The sequence below is a fragment of the Synechococcus sp. UW179A genome (assembly GCF_900473965.1).
Lineage (GTDB): Bacteria > Cyanobacteriota > Cyanobacteriia > PCC-6307 > Cyanobiaceae > Synechococcus_C.
Window position 1 is genome coordinate 75,422 of sequence record NZ_UCNJ01000025.1, and the last position, 19,303, is coordinate 94,724.

22 protein-coding genes are annotated in these 19,303 nt (G+C 53.9%); 9 read left to right on the plus strand and 13 right to left on the minus strand.

The genetic code is table 11. The features are described from left to right. Positions 1 to 4: 4 nt before the first annotated feature. From DXY31_RS12065 to DXY31_RS17785, 9 genes are all read right to left on the minus strand, one after another. A complete protein-coding gene (locus tag DXY31_RS12065; protein WP_114994008.1) occupies positions 5 to 619 on the minus strand; it encodes a Tfp pilus assembly protein FimT/FimU in 615 nt (204 codons plus the stop codon). A 4-nt stretch (positions 620 to 623) separates the two neighbouring features. Then, entirely contained in the window at positions 624 to 2,147 is a 1,524-nt protein-coding gene (locus DXY31_RS12070) for a hypothetical protein (protein WP_137024976.1), read from the minus strand. Between the two features lie 192 nt (positions 2,148 to 2,339). After that, the gene (locus DXY31_RS17850; protein WP_371639402.1) at positions 2,340 to 2,720 is read right to left on the minus strand and encodes a type IV pilin protein; all 381 of its coding nucleotides are present in this window, start codon (positions 2,718 to 2,720) and stop codon (positions 2,340 to 2,342) included. Positions 2,721 to 3,356: 636 nt separating this feature from the next. After that, positions 3,357 to 4,979: a VWA domain-containing protein gene (locus DXY31_RS12080; RefSeq protein WP_244279747.1), complete on the minus strand. Its 1,623-nt coding sequence runs from the start codon at positions 4,977 to 4,979 to the stop codon at positions 3,357 to 3,359. 105 nt (positions 4,980 to 5,084) lie between these two features. After that, positions 5,085 to 5,774 carry a Tfp pilus assembly protein FimT/FimU gene (locus DXY31_RS12085; RefSeq protein ID WP_114994011.1) on the minus strand — a complete coding sequence of 230 codons (690 nt, stop codon included), beginning with the start codon at positions 5,772 to 5,774 and terminating at the stop codon, positions 5,085 to 5,087. Further along, positions 5,761 to 6,270 (minus strand): hypothetical protein, encoded by a 510-nt coding sequence (locus DXY31_RS12090; protein WP_137024977.1) that lies wholly within the window; start codon positions 6,268 to 6,270, stop codon positions 5,761 to 5,763. Before DXY31_RS12090 ends, DXY31_RS12085 begins: the two co-directional genes overlap by 14 nt. Positions 6,271 to 6,459: 189 nt before the next feature. Beyond that, the gene (locus DXY31_RS12095; protein ID WP_137024978.1) at positions 6,460 to 7,689 is read right to left on the minus strand and encodes a hypothetical protein; all 1,230 of its coding nucleotides are present in this window, start codon (positions 7,687 to 7,689) and stop codon (positions 6,460 to 6,462) included. Positions 7,690 to 8,244: 555 nt separating this feature from the next. Continuing rightward, positions 8,245 to 8,733 (minus strand): type IV pilin protein, encoded by a 489-nt coding sequence (locus DXY31_RS12100; protein WP_114994014.1) that lies wholly within the window; start codon positions 8,731 to 8,733, stop codon positions 8,245 to 8,247. 175 nt (positions 8,734 to 8,908) lie between these two features. Continuing rightward, on the minus strand, positions 8,909 to 9,346 hold the full coding sequence (locus tag DXY31_RS17785; RefSeq protein ID WP_114994015.1) for a type II secretion system protein: 438 nt from the start codon (positions 9,344 to 9,346) through the stop codon (positions 8,909 to 8,911). Positions 9,347 to 9,478: 132 nt separating this feature from the next. Here DXY31_RS17785 and DXY31_RS12110 point away from each other — a divergent pair, with 132 nt between their 5' ends. Beyond that, positions 9,479 to 10,765, plus strand: a complete 1,287-nt coding sequence (locus DXY31_RS12110) for a sensor histidine kinase KdpD (RefSeq protein WP_244279748.1) — start codon at positions 9,479 to 9,481, stop codon at positions 10,763 to 10,765. On the opposite strand, the gene DXY31_RS12115 is transcribed toward DXY31_RS12110, so the two are convergent. After that, entirely contained in the window at positions 10,740 to 11,465 is a 726-nt protein-coding gene (locus DXY31_RS12115; protein ID WP_170953688.1) for a response regulator transcription factor, read from the minus strand. The genes DXY31_RS12110 and DXY31_RS12115 overlap by 26 nt on opposite strands. A gap of 106 nt (positions 11,466 to 11,571) precedes the next feature. Between DXY31_RS12115 and DXY31_RS12120 the strand changes: the two genes are divergently transcribed. Genes DXY31_RS12120 through DXY31_RS12140 form a run of 5 tightly spaced genes read left to right on the plus strand, consistent with a single transcriptional unit; the run spans position 11,572 to position 15,101 of the window. Then, positions 11,572 to 12,078, plus strand: a complete 507-nt coding sequence (locus tag DXY31_RS12120; RefSeq protein ID WP_244279749.1) for a hypothetical protein — start codon at positions 11,572 to 11,574, stop codon at positions 12,076 to 12,078. Continuing rightward, positions 12,075 to 12,488 carry a hypothetical protein gene (locus DXY31_RS12125; protein WP_114994016.1) on the plus strand — a complete coding sequence of 138 codons (414 nt, stop codon included), beginning with the start codon at positions 12,075 to 12,077 and terminating at the stop codon, positions 12,486 to 12,488. The genes DXY31_RS12120 and DXY31_RS12125 overlap by 4 nt, the downstream gene beginning before the upstream one ends. Next, the gene (locus DXY31_RS12130) at positions 12,485 to 13,024 is read left to right on the plus strand and encodes a Tfp pilus assembly protein FimT/FimU (RefSeq protein WP_114994017.1); all 540 of its coding nucleotides are present in this window, start codon (positions 12,485 to 12,487) and stop codon (positions 13,022 to 13,024) included. The genes DXY31_RS12125 and DXY31_RS12130 overlap by 4 nt, the downstream gene beginning before the upstream one ends. 1 nt (position 13,025) lies before the next feature. After that, a complete protein-coding gene (locus DXY31_RS12135) occupies positions 13,026 to 13,628 on the plus strand; it encodes a prepilin-type cleavage/methylation domain-containing protein (protein WP_114994018.1) in 603 nt (200 codons plus the stop codon). Between the two features lie 48 nt (positions 13,629 to 13,676). Next, positions 13,677 to 15,101, plus strand: a complete 1,425-nt coding sequence (locus DXY31_RS12140) for a HAMP domain-containing sensor histidine kinase (RefSeq protein WP_114994019.1) — start codon at positions 13,677 to 13,679, stop codon at positions 15,099 to 15,101. Here DXY31_RS12140 and DXY31_RS12145 read toward each other — a convergent pair. Both DXY31_RS12145 and DXY31_RS12150 read right to left on the minus strand, forming a co-directional pair. Continuing rightward, positions 15,052 to 15,420, minus strand: a complete 369-nt coding sequence (locus DXY31_RS12145; protein WP_114994020.1) for a hypothetical protein — start codon at positions 15,418 to 15,420, stop codon at positions 15,052 to 15,054. The genes DXY31_RS12140 and DXY31_RS12145 overlap by 50 nt on opposite strands. After that, complete coding sequence (locus DXY31_RS12150; RefSeq protein WP_114994209.1) at positions 15,417 to 16,829, minus strand: HAMP domain-containing sensor histidine kinase; 1,413 nt, start codon at positions 16,827 to 16,829, stop codon at positions 15,417 to 15,419. Before DXY31_RS12150 ends, DXY31_RS12145 begins: the two co-directional genes overlap by 4 nt. A gap of 119 nt (positions 16,830 to 16,948) precedes the next feature. Between DXY31_RS12150 and DXY31_RS12155 the strand changes: the two genes are divergently transcribed. Then, positions 16,949 to 17,767, plus strand: a complete 819-nt coding sequence (locus DXY31_RS12155) for an ABC transporter permease (protein WP_244279786.1) — start codon at positions 16,949 to 16,951, stop codon at positions 17,765 to 17,767. Positions 17,768 to 17,786: 19 nt separating this feature from the next. After that, positions 17,787 to 18,047: a hypothetical protein gene (locus DXY31_RS12160; protein WP_114994022.1), complete on the plus strand. Its 261-nt coding sequence runs from the start codon at positions 17,787 to 17,789 to the stop codon at positions 18,045 to 18,047. Between the two features lie 40 nt (positions 18,048 to 18,087). Here the strand turns inward: DXY31_RS12160 and trmH are convergent, their stop codons facing one another. Further along, positions 18,088 to 18,777, minus strand: coding sequence for a tRNA (guanosine(18)-2'-O)-methyltransferase TrmH (gene trmH / locus DXY31_RS12165; protein WP_114994210.1), 690 nt, complete (start codon positions 18,775 to 18,777; stop codon positions 18,088 to 18,090). Positions 18,778 to 18,959: 182 nt separating this feature from the next. Between trmH and DXY31_RS12170 the strand changes: the two genes are divergently transcribed. Continuing rightward, complete coding sequence (locus DXY31_RS12170; protein ID WP_114994023.1) at positions 18,960 to 19,283, plus strand: AIR synthase; 324 nt, start codon at positions 18,960 to 18,962, stop codon at positions 19,281 to 19,283. Positions 19,284 to 19,303: the final 20 nt, after the last annotated feature.

Here is a 19,303-nt window from a genome sequence, read left to right on the forward strand (position 1 = left end):
TAGCCTAGTAAGCTGTGTCATATCTGCATTCCGAGCTGGAATCTTGGGATTTGCCGTCGCGAATCATTCCAATTGGTGAAACAATTCGAATGCATCTTGCCTCATTGGTATCACTGTGAGCTAGCTTAATTTCCAGCATTCCGTTTGAATTCTGGGTTTGATTATCGGCACATTCGCCAATGAATTCTTCACTAAACCCCCTGAATGAGAAGCAAATGCCGGCATCGGTTTCTGGTTGGCCTGAGAGATTCGTTGTTAAGGTCAGGCTCTGATTGTCTGCACCAAAATTGGTATTGAGATCAAATACAGTTTCACTGGTTTGTGTTGTATCTACTGAGCAGGGGTCTGTGCCTCGGCTTGAACTGATTGTGCTGACAAGGCGTTTGTTGTCCTGGTCGATTAAAACTTGGCATGAGAGATTATGAGTCATCGCGTAACGGCGCTGCCCGCTGATCCAATTTTCGAGATCTCTCGTTGTTGCTAATAATCGGTTTTTTGTCCAAGAGGAGGATAGGTTGACCAGAGCGATAGAACTCAGGATTCCAAAAATCGTTAGGGTAATCAAAAGCTCCGCCAAGCTGAAACCGGTCTGATTCTGGGTAATAACTAATCTCTTCATTATTTTACTCAATTAGCCTGACTTCGTAACTGCCTAATCCTGAGTATTCATCGGGTCTCGTCATGCTCGAGCAGACATTGTAGATGCTGCAAATTTTCAAGCCTGCCTCGGCGGGAACATTCAGACGCGCATAGTCTCCTGTTGCATTCCATTGCTTTGCGATCGCTGACCCAGTGATCTGCAGAGGCTGAGCTTGCGTACCACCACTGAGATTAATATTAAAGCAGGGCATGTGCAGAAAGGCATAAATCGTGCCTTCTCCTGAAATGTTCATGGATTTGCCATTGCATCCGTATGCTTTCCACGCAGTTGTTGAAACACCACCATACATCGCAAATTGGTCGAATTTTCCACTCGCATTGATGATGGAATTGCCGGATAAATTAACCTGAAGTCCTTCAATATAAAATCTTATATCCCCAGTTCCGGGCTGTATCTTAATCGCTGAGTTGCCAGATAAATTAATATTGTCAATTCGGCAATGAGTTATATTTCTTCCGTTATTGTTAGTGGTAATACACCCTCTGATAGGGTGTTGCCCGCCTACGGTCCCATGCGTAAACACTGGATTGTTGCCTGGGCCGATGTTAATTGGTGTGGGGTCACCCCAACTAGAAATATTCCACTGAGGGGCAGTTGGTAGTGCCATGCTGCCACTGGAGCGCTTTCCATCGATAATTCCACTTCCCACATCGCTACATTGATTTGAGTTGCGGATGATTTGTCCTGAGCCAGACCATTCTGTGCATTTCTTTTTTGGTGGTTGGCCACAAGTTGAACAGTGTACGTCGGCTTTATCACCAATCACATCACCCAGCTGCAGCTGCACTCTGTCTGTTGCCAGACCAAAATTCCAAATGCCTGTATAAGGCGGATAAGAACACCATTTAGGGATAATTGTAATTTCCTGCTCGACAACAGCTGATGCTGAGATTTGCGAAGGGTCATTTGGTTTTTGAAAACGCTGCCCTTGAACCTGAATTGTGGCGTAGCCCCCTTGGCTAGGGTCACTGAAAAATTTATAACGTTGTAAACGATAAGCCCCCTTCCCTGTTTGAATATTCTGGTTTAGGGAACTCAGTATTGTCGAGGGATCTGTCTCTCTCCCTACACAGGCAGAACTAGGTCCCCCAGTTACTGAGACTGTTTGAGTGTTCCACTCTGAACAGTTATTGTTTTCTAAATCGCAATCTTCAACCAGCAAGTAGGGGTAGTCGTTATTGAGTTTGTTGAGAATAATGGCGACACCTGCTTCTGCTATTTCTACGGCTTCTTCCCGGTGTTTTTGTTGACCCCAACGAATCATGCCACTAAAACTTCTTGCAGAGATCATTGCTGCACCCACAACAAGAATCATCCCGGTAATAATCACCAATGGCAATACATAGCCATTTTGATAATCTTTTTGATTCTTCGTATTTGAATTGGAAGCTAATTTCTTCATGGCTTGGGACGATCCTCGGTTGCGGATTCGGGCTTTTCCTTTGCCTTTACTTCTTAAGCCCAAATTTGTCTGAGCTTCCGCCATGTGCATCGTGATGGTTTGAGCTACGTCGATCTTTAATCTCGAAATTCTTCCGACCCCACAAGGAGTTAGCAATCGCTGAGTATCTACGAGCGCGACTGCTACTTCTTAGTCTGGAAATCATCTAGTTGTTTGTGTGGCATGAATCAAAGGCGGCCTTGGGTGACCGCCTTCAACCATCCGATGGCTAGTTAATTATGTGCAAGTTGGTGCTGTAGGAGCTGTGCCAGTATTTGTTGTGGCCTGACCTTTTTTGCCTGTTTTGTAATTCACACAGAAAGCACCGTTATATTCACCTGACAGATCTCCTTTCCCTTCAGCTGTCAATGAATAAACATTGCCACTAAGGCCTCCAGAAGTGAATTTACATAAATCTGAGTTCGTATTTTCTTCTGTAACTAGAGCCGTGAGGGTGGCAGTGCCTGTTGCCGTGCTGTCCAAAGCATCCGCAGCAACCAATCCCATTATGGTTCCACCTTTTGAGGTGCATTCGGTTCCTTTCGCCTTGGATGTTTGATTGAGGAAATTGGGAAGTGCAACAGCCGACAAGATGCCAACGATCACGATCACGATCATCAGCTCCACCAGGGTGAAACCCTTTTCAAGAGCGTTAAGGCCTTTCTTGCGGTTGAGCGTGGCCAGCTGAAGCCGGCTGTTGAGAGTGGTCATGGCTGGTCTGAAGGTAAACGTTTGTATCGCACGGATGGCGCTTACCTACTAACCATCTCTGTTTCAGCTGCTTTTGGTTGAAAGAAAGGCTTAAGTTTTTAGATCGCTATGAGCAGGGCTTTCAAGGCCTGTTTTGAGCTTGCGTGTGCAAGCACTGCAATTATGTTTTACAGCTGCCTTCCTGCCTTTGCTTTGATGCTTTTTGGTGTTTGATCACCACCAGTTTTGAGTGCTGGTTGCAATTCATGGTTTGGATTGATGTGATAGTCCTTCAATGCTGTTGAAGGGACAGCTCTTTTGGCTTGTGCTGTTAAGAGGCATAACCTAGGCCAGTGATCCGACGATTATCAGAAGCTGATTCCGTGTCAGGTGCTTAGCGTCGTTCCCAAGTCCCTATTGCCTCATGTCATTTGCTTCTCTGTATCCATGCCTTGAATAGGCTTGATATTCATTGTCAGGTATGTATTTCATTTTTGCATTGACATCAGAACACCTTGATCGTTCGAATTGCGTGAAATCTCTATGTCGTATAGTGCGTATTGTCTAAATATCATCGACTTTGATGTACTCGCCTGAGGTTTTGCTTGAGAGTAATTGCATCCATTCGGAGTTAAGGCCAACACTCGTTGAGTTGATTTTGATCGAGCGGTTGCCATTGGTCACCCGTGAAGCATTAAGGCCGGCGTAGTAATCGGCAACTATTTCGTAATCACTGCTAGTCCAATAGCCTGAGTTCTGGTCATAATTGGGTTTGCCGTCAGAGAGGAAGTAAACGGTGTCGGTAACGCCGTCTCCAAAAGCTTGATCAAGACTTTCCCATGGCATGGTGCCACCCCATGAGCCGGGATTGCCGCTGCTGAGGCTGAGAACAAAATCAATTGCAGATTGGCGTGTCTCTGAATCAGGTGGTCCAAGTTCCACAAGGTTGTTTTCACTTGGTGCCCACGTTTTGTTGTTCCGCTTCCCTTCTGTGCTGAATGCAGCAAGGCCCATTTTGGTGGCGTCAGGCAAGTTTTGAATGATGTCAATCATCTCGTGTTGTAATGCCTCCATCCTGGTGAAACTGCAGATTTCGCTGGTTTTGAACCAACCCCTGTTAGGGTCATAAAAGCGTCTCCGCGAATTGCCATATTCGCCGCTCCAGGCCACACAGGCACTCATTGAGCCTGATCCATCCAGGATGAAGCGAACATTGCGGCTGGTAATGTTTTGGAAAAAAGCACCACCGCTATATCCATCGCCTTGATTGCCGTTGGTGTCGTTAAACCCATAGCGCACTCTCTTGTCGGCTCTTGCAAAAGCTGCAAAGTGAAGGTCTTGTTTGGTGCTGGATTTAACATCTGAAGTCTTTTCTAAATAACTTGCCGAAATTTGATAAGGGTCCTCTGTGTTGGAATCGTCCAGGGTGTACGGGTCAATAAACTTAACAAGCTTGGTGTTGATGTCAGTTTGGACTCGAACGGCTGGCTGCTGAAATGTTCTTGCTGGTGTTTTGCCCTGTGTGAAGCTGAACTCTGATTGTTCGAGAACATCGGCTAGCGGTTGCCCAGCTGGACAGCCTTCGTTTTCTGCCAAGTCGTCAACTCTGCAAGGGATTGTTCCAATATCATCAATAACCCGACTGATAAACATCGGTGATTCAAAGGTCTCCTCAGAACTGGTGGCCTCACTGGAGGCTGATTTGCTTCCCTGATAGGTTCCATCCATATTCAGTGAAGCGCCGCATCTCAAAATCGAATAGCCGCGTTGGTTACTACTCAGGCTGACGCCATAGATCACAGGCTCTTCAAGTTCGACCATATTGATGCCAAATATCGGCTGAAACCCTTGGCTGCCTGCATTGGTCTTGCAGAGCCTGACCACATCTGCATGATTGCTCATCAGATCCATCCCTGGATCGTCTCCTTCAGCGGCATCAGTTCGCGTAACCAAGAGATTCATGCTGCGCTCAACCTCTGAGCGCATTAACCGAAGGCCATTGGTCGTATTTTGGCGCAGCGTTGCTTTCCCTTGTCCTTCAGAGATCAGTGTTTGTGTTGAGCGTAAGGCCATGGAGGAAGCACCCATAATCAGTGTTCCTGAGACAACGCCTACCATCAATTCCGGGATAGTGAACCCCTTTGATTTCTTGTGTGAACGCTTGTTTTTTGGTGATATTAAAAGCATGTTCTTTTTACCAGCTTTTTGATCTTCCCTTCAATCTGTCACCATGTTGGGGCTCATGAATTTGTTGTCGCTGAATTTGTTCTGAGAGATCGCTGATAGTCAAGCTTATGTTGCTTGGCAACGACCATTGCTCGTACTTGTACTGCTTGTGTCGTTGACCCAGGTGCCACGCTCAATAGCGCCAGTTCCATCAATCTGTACACAGCGAATGCTGAGTCTCTCTTGATCAGGGATGCAGTTTGTGGGATCAGCTTTGGATAGAGCCTTTTGATGGCAGATCAAAAAGGTTAACGTTCCAGCGTTTGCAGTTGTTCCAGGTGGGGTAAAGCCAAAGTTTCTTGTGCTGACTGCAACTCTGACATGTTGCGATTCTGGCGCAGATTCTTTTTGCACCAGCCTTAAGTTGTCGAGAGGCCTTCCCGTGATCTCACTGATCTTGTTGCCGGCGTGTCCCTCTATACAGCCCTGGTCGTCGATTAACTGGCTGATTTCGGAGTCGCAACACTTAAAATCTGTTGTGTTTTTATCTTGGCTAAATTCAGTGATGGTCTCTGGTGTTCTAAAGCTGTCTGCAGCAGGAAAAACCATGGAACAGCTTGTTTTGCGTGAACCCAGTTTTGCCCGTAAGCCATAAATGCCTGATTCAAGTTGTGAAGCATAACGGTCTACGTCAACTTGCCAACGGTTTCGAGCAACGATCGGAACTGTGACTGCTGTTGCAGTGCTTAGAATCGCGAGAGCAACAATCATTTCAACGAGGCTAAATCCTTGGTGTTTGCTGTTATTGCAGGTCATAGCATTGTGATGAAAAATTTGGATTGAGTTCCGTGATGCGTTTTTCCAAGCCGATGGATGTTTCAGGCGCTTCGAAGCTGTGGGTGATCACTAACAGATATGGATTGTCGAAATTCCATTCGAGTTCTACGGCTGGATGCTCAACGACTCCCGCGACTTCAGGCTTTTGCAGATGATCTTTTAAGAAGGTGCTTGGAGAGGTGCAAGCAGACTCCATTGAGCTATTGAGCCCCGCAGTGCTCGTAATCGCTTCCTGTGTCAGATATGAATCCTGCATTTGCAGGAGTTGAATGTGATCATTAATTGCAGCTTCAATGCTATTTCTCGACGACTGATTTTGGCTGGCGGCCATGCCTGCAACGCTTAGACGGCCGACAGCTGTCATCACGGCTGCGATCACAAGACCAGCGACGAGAGTCTCGATCACCGTGAATCCAGCCGCTGAAGAATCTCTTTTGAGAGACCTGCATGTTTTTAAGGTTGATGGCTGCTTCATGGTGTCTGAATGAGCCTTCTCTGAATCATTCGACAGGGTGTGTGCCGAAAAGTAACCGCTGCTTGAAAACCCCCTTCTCTATTTTCGTCTGTCGAGACGCTTCACGGATGACAGTTGATTTAAGCGATCAAGTGAGTTTGGTGTGGTGCATCTGAGCTTTTTATGAGAATATTTTTCTTGTTATTTTGTTTACCAGCGTTCAAAGACGTCAAGACTGGTGCCACGAATCGCGCGGGTGACCATGCGCCCATAGCCTGGATAATTAAAACGCTCTGTCCAGCCCCAGTGATTGTTGGCGCTCTGAACCACTGAAATCCCATTCTGCTCTGTTTTTAAATTAAAGCTTGGTGGATTGCTTTCATTGGCTAACGCGTCCTCATCCTTGACGACGCAGATGCTGCTAGCCCAAACCAGCCCTGTGAGTGTGGCGTTATTCGGTCGTACGATTCCTGTTGGTAAGTAGAGCAATGCATACGGTAAGGTTTCTCCTGTGAAGACCACTGATTGTCTAGTGCGGTAGCAGGCATCTGTTGCGGGTGCTTCTCCGCTTGCCGCCATAATCACGAGTTGTTCTGGCTTGGTGCTGCAATCATTGCCTGTGGCAGCACACAGCTCTGCTGATCCAGATAAGTGAATGGCTTGAGTTAGATTTAGGTTGTTGGGATAGCTCACGGGTTGATCCAGATGCAGAACGATTGCGCCCGACTCTGATGGTTCAAAATGCAACTTTGTACTACTCAGCCTGACGTGATCAAGATGGACATGGCAGTCAAAGTTGTTCGAATTATTGCATAGAATGTTTTTGGTTAATTTTATCTTTCCGCCGGTCTGGGCCAGATTAATTCCTTCTTCTGAAAGCGTTCGAAAGTCGCTTGCATTCGTTTGATCTGCATCACGAACGCAGATCACTTCACCGCATGGGAGTGGTGGATACAGGATCGCTTCGCCGGTTAATGGATCGATGTCGTTGAGATCATCGCCATCGCGATCGCCTGGGGCTGGCGGGCTGTCGTCAAAACTCCAGATTCGAATCGTGTCACCATCGGAATCTGATGTTGTATCGTTGATGCGATCTTTTTCAAATAGATTCGCAGGCGGAAGACCGCTGATGCCACGCTTGGTTTCATCAATATTGATTGGCCAAATCTGATTGTCGCTGTCTGGTCCGCCGAGGTCTGCGTTAGTGGCTCCGACATCTTCAAGAAGTGAGCTAAAACAACTCGCTGAGTATTGACCAGCAGAATAATTATCAGGTGATTTGGTTAAGTAAAAGACATACCCAGGTCCGTCAATGTTGGTGTTGTTGAGTCGTAGGTTATGTCCACTGATAACGGCCCAGTCCCCAGCCCCTGCTACCCGCGAATTGACGTAGAGCGCACGTTTAAGCAAAGCTCGTGACAGGAGTGTGTCTCCACGCATGACAATGCCTTCGACGTAGAAACTGCCTTCACCATTCCCGCCTGTTGCTGTGGTGTTGTAGCTGCGTAGCCGGTATCCAGCTTCGATGTCCCCATCAACACCATCGGCTCGGATGTTGCTTGTGTTGATTGGAATGATGTCCGGTTCTCCACCTGTGCCTCGGGGGTAGGCATTGATGAATCTCTCCACTGGGGTGCAGAGTTCAACCAGTTGAGTGCTTGGTGATGTCTCTGTGGCTGGGGCATTCGGGTTCGCCCAACCCCATTGCTGTGTGTCGTTGCGAAGCGTGAGTAGGAAGCCTGTGTAGTTATCGCGATCATCTTTGTTCAGGTCACTGATGATGCGATTGAGGCCGTTCAATGCTGCAGATTCGGCTAACTGGTTGTAACTCTCTGCTGCTCCTAGCTTTCTGGCCATCATCTGGCGAATCATGAGACCGCTTGTCCCGGCGAGTAACACGGTTCCCATCAATAAGGCCATCACCATGGCCATTCCTTGCTCTTGAATGGGTGGTGGTGATGAATGTCGGATTTTAATAATTAGGCTTTTCATGATCTAGGTGCAAACGACATCTACTGCATTCGTTTCCCCATCTCCGGTGTTTAATGCGCTTGCCCCTGTACTGATGTTTAAACAGGATTTAATGTCTCTGTTCGGGCAGCCGTCGATTCGAGTTCCATTGATGTTGTAAACAGCATCTGTTGGGCCATTTATCGAAATATTGTAAATCCCACTTGGAAGGGTGATTTGATTATTGGAAAAATCGCCGCTGGCTACACCGTTGTTGGTCATTATCGCGCTGATGCTGACCAAATCGTCCCAGTTGGATGCAAAGCTTCCGGTCTCGTCGGTGTAGCCTGAGATGATGGATTGAAGTGAAGTGATTGTTGTTATCGCTTCATTGGTCTCTGCTCTGCAAAGCTGCTGTATCTGAGATGGAATCGCGATGGAAGCAAGTATTCCGATGGTGGCTACGGCGACCATCATTTCCGTTAGTGAAAAACCTGAAGCTGCGAAATTTGCGCTGTTTCGTGTGTGATTCATTGATTTTTTTGGCCTTCTATGGTGACTGGGGAGATGTTTTAAGCCTCTGAAATCTTGCTTTGATGACTTCTTGTTCCGCCTAAAAGTTTTGAATCTTTTAGGCGGAAGTTTGTTTTGCTCGTTGTTCTTTCTGGTTTATTGCTTTTGGCCGCTGCCGTTGCTAGAGCTTTTGTTGCTATACGGGTTGGTTATTATTATTGTTGTTGCCGCCAGTAGGCACGGATGGTGTTATTAGGCTTGCAACTCCTTCTGTTGATACTTCCGCTACAGCTGCGCTCGCTCTTCCGTCATCATCTGTAGCTGTGAATGTGGATGCTGTCCCGACTGCATTGCAGGTTCCCGTAACGTTCCCTACTGGTGTAACGGTGCCTTCGTCTCCAGTGATTGATGCGGCTAGGCATGCTTTCGCTGTAGACATCGCCTCGGAATCGAGTGTTGAAGCAACAGCTCTTTTTTGATTATTCAGCAGTGCTGGTAGGGCAACAGATGAAAGGATGCCGAGAATGACCACGACAATCAGAAGTTCAACAAGGGTAAATCCCTTCTGTAGTGCATTTTTCGTCTTTTTACGATTCAGCATCGCCAGTTGGAGCCGGCTGTTGAGAGTAGTCATGGCTGGATCAGTGTTTGTAAAAGGTTTTGGCACGTTTCGTGCTCACGAATTCAGCATCTCTCGTTTGTTTGGCCTGCAGAGGAAAGAACAGCTAGAGCTCTCTAAGAACGTTCTTAGGGTTGTTCTGAGCTTTTGAACCATCAGCCTCTGCCCTCGCTGCGCACCTGGCTGCAGTCCACTGCGGTGCTCACGGTTGTGGCCGGCTACTCCGTGTTGCTGGTGCTCAACGGCGCTTTGTCTGATCTGCAGCGTCGCCAGCATCATGAGCAGCTGGTGCAGTCGTTGGCGCGGCAGGCTGCAGTGGCGCAGTTGGATCCAGTGCCCTTGCGTAACTTCGGGCTGGAGGCATCGTTGCTGGCGGAGGGTTCAGCTCAGAAGCCCAGGCTTCAGCGGGATGTTTCTGGCCAGCAATGGCTTGTCAGCCGCCAACTCATGCAGTTGCCCAGTGGTGAACAACGCTGGCTGCAGCTTCGCCAGAACGTAACCAGTTCCCTTGAGCAACAGCGCTTGGCGCAGTCGATTTTGCTTTCGGCCGCAGGATTGTCGATCCTGTTCACAGCCCTGTTGCTCAGGCCTGTGATTCGGCGTGGGTTGTTGGTGCCACTGGATGATTTCGATCAGCAGCTGCAGACCCTGGAAGCCGACAATCTCGGCGAGCACCTCTTGGATCCCCAGCTGCAGCCTCAGGAATTGCGTGCCATCGCTGTCGCCTTCAACAACCTGCAGCAACGCCTTGCCGCCGCCTGGCGTCGAGAGCGCGCGTTTGTGGATGGGGTAGCCCATGAACTGCGGACTCCGATCACCGTGATCTCTGGCCACAGTCAGCGGCTTCAGCGCGAAGCGCTCCCGGCCTCTGCTCAGCGTTCCGCCGATTTGATCAATGCGGAAGCAGCGCGAATTGCTGATCTGCTACGGGTGTTGCGCGATCTAGCTCTGATCGACTCCGGTCGTCTCCAGCTTGATTACCAATCACTCGATCCTGATGATCAGTTGCTGTTGGCTTACGAGTCGCTTTCCGCCGATTCCAACGGTCGGCTTCAGTTGCCTCAACCCGCTGGCGAACTAAGGCCAGCTCTATGGGCTGATTCAGCGCGGGTGCAGCAGTGTTTGCAAGCACTGATTCGTAATGCTCTTCTCTACAGCTCGGGGATTGTGCGATTGCAAACAGAGCAGAGCTGTGATGGCTTGATCTTGCACGTAATCGACCAGGGTGATGGCATCGCAGAAGTCGATCGTTCCGTTCTGCTTCAGCGCTTCAAGCGCGGCGTTAATTCTGCTGGCACCCGGGGGATGGGTATTGGTTTGGCCCTGGTGCACGAGTTGATGCAGGTCATGCAGGGTGAGTTGCTGATCAACGATGCTGAAGGTGGTGGTGCTGATGTTCAGCTGCGTTTCAGGCTTGCGGCAGCCGGGCAATAAAGCCCACGCCGCGCACGGTGTGCAGCAGCTGCGGTTCACCTTTGGCTTCCACTTTTTTGCGCAAATAGCCCATGTACACATCCAGTGAGTTGGGATCGCCCACAAAGGGTTTGCCCCATACGCCTTCCAGGATCTGTTGCCGCGTCTGCACTTCGTTGTTGTACTTCACCAGGTAGGCGAGCAGATCGAATTCACGCTGAGAGAGAGCCAATTCACGATCCCCTCGTGTGACCCGATGTTCGATCAGGTCAATCTGTAGATCTTCAAGGCTGAGGCTGTCTTTGGCGCGTTCAGAACTCGCGAACTGGCCCCGGCGCAAGCGGGCGCGCACTCGGGCGTGCAATTCCTTCAGCTCGAAGGGTTTGGTGAGGTAATCGTCGACGCCAAGATCCAGGGCCTGCACCCGGTCATCCAGATCGTCGTGAGCGGTGAGCATCAGCACGGGCGTAGTGTCGCCACTGCTGCGCAGTCGCAGGCAGATCTCCGTGCCATCGAAATCCGGCAGGGTCCAGTCGAGCACCACCAGATCAAAGCTCTCCTGCCTCAGCTTCAGCAGGGCATCGCCACCGCAACTGGCGCTGCTGCAGTCCAGCCCCTGCTGGCTGAACTCGTCCTGCAGAAACTGCAGCAGTTCCGGATCGTCATCAACAACCAGCACCCTGCTGACGCTGCTGCCGACATCCACTGCGGAACTGGCCATGCCTGTTGCACCTCTTTTCAATATCTGCATCATTTCTTTAGTGGTAGCAATCCGCATCACCCATCTGGGGGAACTCTTTGCGCAGCCGTGAAGCACTGCTGTGTTGTTGCTGGGATCTCGCCAGTCGATCTTTGCCACGCCGAAGCCGCGAGCTTCGGGGTTTGTTCTCCCTCTGGCACTGACTGCTTCCGCGGTGTTGTTACTAAGCAGCGCCTCCATTCATACGCTCAGCCTGCAGGGTCGCCTGCGTTTGCAGGCTGCAATCGAGCGTGATCAGTCGGCCGATCAGCTGCGTTCAGCGGCCCAGGCTTTCACGACCATGGCCAGTGGCGCGCAGGCCTGTCTGCTGCAATGGCCTTCTGTTGACTGGGGCTTGCTTCAGAACAGCTGCTCCGGCTCTGAGCCCATTTCCTTGCAGGAAGGCAGCGTTGCTGATCAGACCTGGAGGTTGCTGTCTTGGCAACCCGCCGCCGGCTCGGGGGATTTGCGTTTGGCCTTGGCCGATGGTCGTCGTGCCAGCTTCAGGCTTGAGCTTGCTGCCGATGGGGCTCAGATCCTGGGTATCGGCGCTGTGCAGCTGATCGGTCGTGATCGATCGGAGCCCTTCTCATGAGCCTGCCGGAGGTGCTGATCTCATTCATTCTTTTGGCCAGCAGCAGCAGTGCGGCCCTTGGGGTGTGGAGCCAGGCGACAGCGACCTGGCAGCAGAGCCGCACGCTGCAGCACACCGCTGATCAGCTGGAGCTGATGCAGCTGGCCAGCCATCGCTGGCTGAGGCTGCACGGCGCTGAGCGCAATCTGCTGATCCCTGGTTTGGATCCATGCCTGCTGGATGCCAGTGCTGTGGCTGTTGCGCTGGATCAAGCTGTGCCGTTGCCACAGGGCATGACTCGCCAATGGGTTGTGGATGCTGATCAGCTCGGCATCTGGCAGGAGCTGTCTGCGCTGAACGTCGATGGTGAGGTGCAGTTGCAGCGCCGCCAGTTGGTTAGCCCCGCAGCCTATGGGCTCTGCCGCTCATGAATCGTGTCAACGCAGGGTTCAGCCTCGTGGAGCTGATCGTCACGGTTGCACTTCTGGGGATCATCGCCTCATTGGTCGTGCCCGATGCTGCTTCTGATCGTGATCGGCTGCAGCTGGATGCGGCGGCTCGGCGCTTGCAGCTGGGCCTGGAACGGGCCCGCCTGGCGGCGAGACGTGCGCAGCAGGCCTGTGGCATCAGCCTTGCTCGTGATTCCTGGGAGCAGCCTGAGCAACAGCAGTTGCCGGCTGCTTTGGCTCCCTGCTCAAAGGTTGGCCTGGCCTTGCAGGAGGCCTTTGAGCAGGGGCCGATTCTGGTGCACACCAACCTGCCGGAGCTGATTCGCGTGTCGGCCAACGGTTTGCTGCTCGATGGCGGCACCACCGTGCTCAGCCATGAGCGGCTGGATCAGAGTCGCTGCCTGGTGGTGAGTTTGCCGTTGGGTGTGAGCAGGGTTGGCACCTATCAGGGAGACCTTCCCGCACTCGGAGAGGCTCCCCGCAGCACGCTTTGCAAACCCAGGGTTCAGGAGGGTTGAGATGAAACGAGCGCGATGCAAACCAGAAGGCTCTTGGGGGTTCACGCTGGTGGAGCTGCTGCTGGCTCTGAGCCTGGGCACCCTTCTATTTGGGCTGCTGCTGCGCTTGATCGGCGCCGATCTTCAGCTGGGTAGGGCAATGGCCGTGCGTTTGAGTGAAAGCTCGCGACAACGCCGCAGTCTGGAGCTGATCCGCGAGGAACTGGGACGGGCCCATGGCTGGATGGTCGATCCACCGCTCTCCAAGCGTTGGCCTTGCCGCATGAGTGGTCGCCGTCCGGTGCTGGCCATTGCAACTCTCGCCGACGATGCTCAGGCACGCGGCGAAAGCGCGATCGTGTATTCGGTGGGTTCTGCTCCAGCTGCGATCTGGCGCGGGCAGGTGTTGATGCGCTGTGGCCCGGCCTACGGCCTCGATGGCGTGCCTAACCTCCGGGGTGCTTTCCAGAATCGGGTGCTGCTGGATGCGCTTCCCCACGACATCGGCTCAGGGTTCACGGCACGTCCGCACCCGCAATGGCCTGTGCTGGAGTTGGAGATCGAACAGCAGTTGCCGTCTCGTTCTGGGGATCCGCAAGTCCTGCGCAGCCGGCTGGCCGCCTGATGGCTTGAGACCGCTGCCGCTCTCTGTTGCTGCTGCAGAGAGGCCACTGTGAGCGCCAGGGTTGAACCAACGTCGATCCGGCGACGGTTGGAGCGCACCGCTTTGCTAGCGGTGTTACTGGGCTATGGCTTGTTGGTGCTGGCGACTGCTCAACTGTTTCAGCAGCAGCGCAACCAGCGACAGCTGACCACGATGCAGCGGGCCGAACGCTTGCTGCTCGGCAATGTTGCCGTTGCTGAGCAACCTCAGCAGCTGCAACGCTTGTTCGGCATGTTCTCCAGTTCCGGTCTGGCGTTGTGGGGGCACTTCGCCAATCAGACGTCTGTGGAGGCTGCATTGATGGATCCCTCTGCGGATCTGCGCCAACGGGCTGAGCAGCTGGCTCAAAACCAATCCAGGCCTCAGCTGTTCCGCAACCGCAGCAGCAGTTACATGATCACCGGCAGGGTCTTGGAGATGAACGGCAACCCCTTGCACTTGTATCTGCTGGAGGATGTCTCGGCCGAGGTGGCGTTTCAGCATCAACTCAATGCACTGTTGCTGCTTGCTGCTGTTCTGGCAGCGCTGGTGTCTGTTCTGCTCAATCGCCGTGGTATTCACCGTGCCTTGCAGCCTTTAACGCGCCTTGGCGACACGTTGGAGACGTTTCGCTCCAATCCTCTACAGCATCAACCGCTCGCGCCCGACCAGCTACCACTGGAGTTGAAGCCTCTGGCGGTTGCTGTCAACGATCTGGGCGAGCGTCTTGCGAAGGCCTTGGACCATCAGCAACAGTTCGCCAGCAGCGTGAGCCATGAGCTGCGCAATCCCATCACCATCATTGGCGGCTACAACCGCAGGCTGATGCGCCGCGCCGACAACCTCACTGACGATCAGCGACGACAGCTGCTGATTGTGGAGGAAGAAATCCGCCGGTTGGGACAACTGGTCACCGATCTGGTAACGATCACCCGCGCTGAGATCAGCGCTCAGAACCTGGATTGTCAGCCTCTTTGCATTGCCGATCTGGTTCAGCAGGCCATTGCGCTGCTCGATCCACAGGCACAGCTGCGGATTGTGGTGATCCCTGCTGATGCAGTTGATCCCCAGTTGATCGAGGTCTTCGCTGATCGTGATGCAGTGCTGCAGTGTCTTGTCCATCTGCTCAACAACGCCTGTCAATACAGTCCGCCCGTTTCTCCGGTCGAGATTGGCTACGTCTGCCAAGCCGAGAGGGTGTTCCTGCAGATTCGTGACCACGGCCCGGGCGTCCCCGCGGAAGAACGGCAGTTGGTGTTCGAGCGTTTCCGGCGTGGCCGTAACAGTGATGGGAGTCCCGGCAGTGGTATCGGGCTGGCCGTGGTGCAGACGCTGGTCGACCCCATGGCCGGCAGCGTGTCGATCGAGGATGCCGAAGGCGGTGGTGCCGTTGTTGTGCTGGGCCTCAGGAGGTACTCGTCTCCTGCTCCGGAAGTTCATCCTCCGCTTCATTGAGCAGGTAGAAGGCCAGCACGGCCATGCAGGCGATGGCCAGAAACAGGTGATCCACCCAGCCGTACTGCACGCCCATGCCCATGGCGGTGATTTTGCTGTTCACCACCACCAGCACCACGGCAAAGCTCGCCAGCAGCAGGGCGGGTAGCCGTTGAATCTGCCGGCGTTGACGCCACAGGCTGAACAGGGGAGGCAGCAACACCAGCGTCGAGACACCATGCAGAACACGCATGCTCAGATCGCTGTGTAGATGCGGTGTGATCGACGCCCAGAGATTGGCCGGCACCAGCAGCGAAACCAGGATCAGGTAGGGAATCAAGGGGCTGGCCTCAATTGAATGCGAAAGCAGCTGCCCATGCCGGGTTCGCTTCTCACCTTGATGCTGCCACCCATCGCCTCCAGCAGCAGTTTCACCACGGAGAGTCCAACCCCGCTGCCGCTCTGTCCCGTGGTGTTGGCGCCACGGTGAAAGCGATCGAACACGTAGGCCTGGTCCTGCAAGGGAATGCCGATGCCTCGATCTTCCACCTCAAGCGTCAGGTTGTTGATGTCGGATCGCAAGCGCAGCTGGATGGGCTGCTCAGGCGGTGAGTACTTGTGGGCGTTTTCGATCAAGTTGAGCAGCACCTGACGCAGCCTGGCGGCATCGCCGAGCGCCATGCTGGAGCTGCCTTCAGCAGGCAGCTCCAGGGTCAGTTCACGGCCCAGGGCCGTTCCTTGGGCGCGCACCACTTCATCGAGCAGAGGTCGTAGATCCACGGGCTCCTGTTTGACCTGCAAACGCCCGGAATCACTACGTGAAAGGTCGAGCAGGTCATTGAGCAGTTGCTGCATGCCGATCGTCTCTTCCTCAGCGTCGTGAAGGCGCTGAACCAGTTGTGCCTCCAGCTGAGGTGCCTTACGGATCACGCGTTTGAGAGATCCGGACACCAGGGTCAGTGGTGCTTGCAATTCATGGCTCACGGCGCTCACGAACTGACGCTGTTGGCTCCAGGACTGGGCCAGTCGCTCGGTGAGGGCGTTGTAGGTGCGGGTGAGCTGGCTGAGTTCCTGTGGTCCCCTGGGCACCGGTAAAGCGGCTGTTTGCAGGCCTTCAGCCGTGAGCTCGGCGCTACGGCTGCTGAGCTCTTGCAATGGTTTGGTGATTCGCTTCACCAACAGGCTCACCAACAGCAACGAGCCACTGAGGGAGCTGCCCCAGATCAGGATCATCCAGGCCAGAAATTCGCTCTGAGCAGGGCCCAGGCCGGAGATTTCCGTGCTGCTCCAGAGCAGATCACCAGAGCGCAGACGGCGGTCCAGCAGGGTGAGGTATTCCCGCTCCTGCAGCACGATCAGATTCGACTCGCCTTGCTCTCGCAGTGGATTGGCCGTTGCGGCGGCTTTCAGCAGAGCCGCTGGGATGGGCCGGTGGTCTCGTCTGGGGGTGATCAGCTGCCCGTCCGGCTGTTCCAGCCACAGATTGGTGCGCAGGCTGGAGTGATTCTGAAGTTCCTGCACGATCAGCGTTTCGCCCTGATCGCCTTGGCTCTCCAGCCGAAAAGCCAGTGCTGCCGATGCGGTCAGCAGCTCAGCTTCTCCCACGCGCAGTCGGCTGCGTTCGCTCAGCAACAGCCCCGTGCTGGTGGCACCGGTGAAGCCGAGCAGCACGGCGGCGTAGGTGGCGAGCTGCAGCTGGCCGAGCATGGTGCCCGTCAGGCGGGAGCGCCAGTTGCGGGAACGGTTCATGCTCCAATCCTGCTCTTGGTCGGACAGTCGGGCAAGAATGCGCTTGATCAGCACAGCACTCCTCTGTGAGTTTTGCCGCCTCACCCCTGGGCATCGCCCGCCCCAGCCTTTCGGCTCGCATGGCCCGCTGGGGCCTGGTGATCGTGGCGATCTATGGCCTGGTGGCCCTGATCACCCCGGTGCTGTTGGCCGCTGGCGTGCTGCCAGATCCCAATGCCGGCCTAGAGAATCCCATCTATGCACCTCCCTCGCTAGCGCACTGGTGCGGCACCGATCGGCTCGGACGTGATGTTTGTGTGCGCACCTTGCAGGGCAGCGGTGTGGCCCTGCAGGTGGTGCTCCTGGCCGTGACCTTCGCGCTGGTGATCGGTGTGCCCCTAGGCATGGTGAGTGGCTATCTGGGGGGAGGCGTGGATCGCGTGCTGGTGCTGCTGATGGACACGCTTTATACGCTGCCGGTGTTGTTGCTGTCGGTGGTGTTGGCCTTCTTGCTGGGGCGGGGTGTTCCCAATGCGGCCGCAGCATTGTGCGTGGTGTACATCCCCCAGTACTTCAGGGTGGTGCGCAACCAGACGGCCCAGGTGAAAGCTGAGCTGTTCGTGGAGGCAGCGCGCACGCTCGGTGCCGGACCGGTCTGGATCCTGCGCCGATATCTGTTGCGCAACGTGATCACCTCGGTGCCCGTGCTGCTCACGCTTAATGCTGCCGATGCGGTGCTGGTGTTGGGTGGCCTTGGCTTCCTTGGCTTAGGTCTTCCGGAAACGGTGCCGGAATGGGGCAGTGATCTCAATCTTGCGCTCGCGGCTGTGCCGACTGGTGTGTGGTGGACCGCCCTTTATCCAGGCTTGGCGATGTTTGTGTTGGTGCTGGGGCTGTCGTTTCTGGGTGAGGGTCTCGAAGCCTGGGTGAGCAGCACGGGGCGGGACGCGGCAAAATAACAACAGAACCGATCAGACCATGCCGTTCTGGGCCACGCTCGCTCTGCTGACGCTGATGATCACGTTGTGGGTGTCTGGCCGCAGCAATCCAGATGATGTGATTGGTCTGCTGGAGCAGATGCTGGCGATTGCGCTGGGGCTCGTGGTCCTGTTCATCGGCCGCAGTTTGCCGCTAGAGCTTCTTGCTTTGGTGTTTGCCCTGCGATTGCCGGCAGCCCGCCGAAACCATCCGGTGATGGAGCGCAGGCAAGGCAGCAAGGATGTGTTGATGCCGTTCTGAACTTGCCAGTAGAGCCCTGGCTCATGCATGGCTGCTGAGTTCAGCAATGCAGCTTGGCTGTACGAGGCAGCTGCTCGAGAATCTCACCCTCTTTTGAGAGGGCTGGATAGCTGCGGCCCTGCTCACGGCACCAGCCCGCCACGTCCGGATAGCACCACTCAAACAGCAGGTCGGTGTATCGCTCTGCGGGAATTCCTTCACCTTCAAGTGGGGCGAGCCCAGCAGCCTGACGCTGCCTGAGGGCCTCAAACAGCAGTGTGGCCGTGGCCACCGACACATTCAAAGACTGCACCATGCCACGCATCGGGATGAAGACCGCCTGATCCATTAACGCGGTGGCTTCTGCGGTCAGTCCCCATTTCTCGGCACCGAGAACGAAGGCACTGGGGCCTGTGAAGTCGCATTCGCGGTAGTCGCGCGCGTTCACGCCCAGGTTGGTGCCATACAGCCGGAATCCTTGATTTTTAAGGTGGCGTACGGCGCTGCTGATGTCGGCATGGTCATGCAGCGGCACCCAGCGCTGACTGCCCTGGGCGGTGCTGTTAAAGGTGCGGGGCCGTCCGCTGAAACTCACGGCATGGGCTTCTAGAACCCCCACGGCATCACAGCTGCGCAGGATGGCCGAGAGGTTATGGGGCTTTTCCACGTGCTCCACCAGCACGGTGAGATCCGTCATCCGGCAGTTCAGAACCTGCTTCAGACGCTGAAATCTGCGGGGAAGGATCGGCATCGCTGAGATCGCTGCAGGCGTGAAGGCTTGCTGGCAGCCATAGGGCATGGATCAGATTTGCATGCAAGCTGCAACCGGAATCCTGCTGAGAGCTCAATGCATTTGCTACGTATGCTCCTGTCATGACCATGGGCTGAAGCTGACTTCAGCTGGTAGCTCTGATTGAAGCGAGGGATCTGAGGATGGGCACGATCTTGACGTCCAATGCGGCTTTGGAGCTCATGCGTCAATCCGCTGTTGCAGGCATACCAGGTGAAATGCATGCCGAAGTGGTGTCCGGAGGTTGCTCTGATTACGCGATTGTGTTCAAAGCAGGCCGCAACTCAGGTGAGCCAATCTCCAGGGAATCTGGAGTAACTCTCTACTCCAAGGCTGAGCAGGTTCGGCTGTTTTCTGGACTTGTGATCGACTATCAGGAGTCTTTATCCGGCGGCGGATTTTTTCTTTCTGGAAAGTCGATTGATGTGTCGTCCTGTGGAAATTGTTTCTCTTTCAGGGCTGATTAAAATCTTTACTGTTGGTTGAA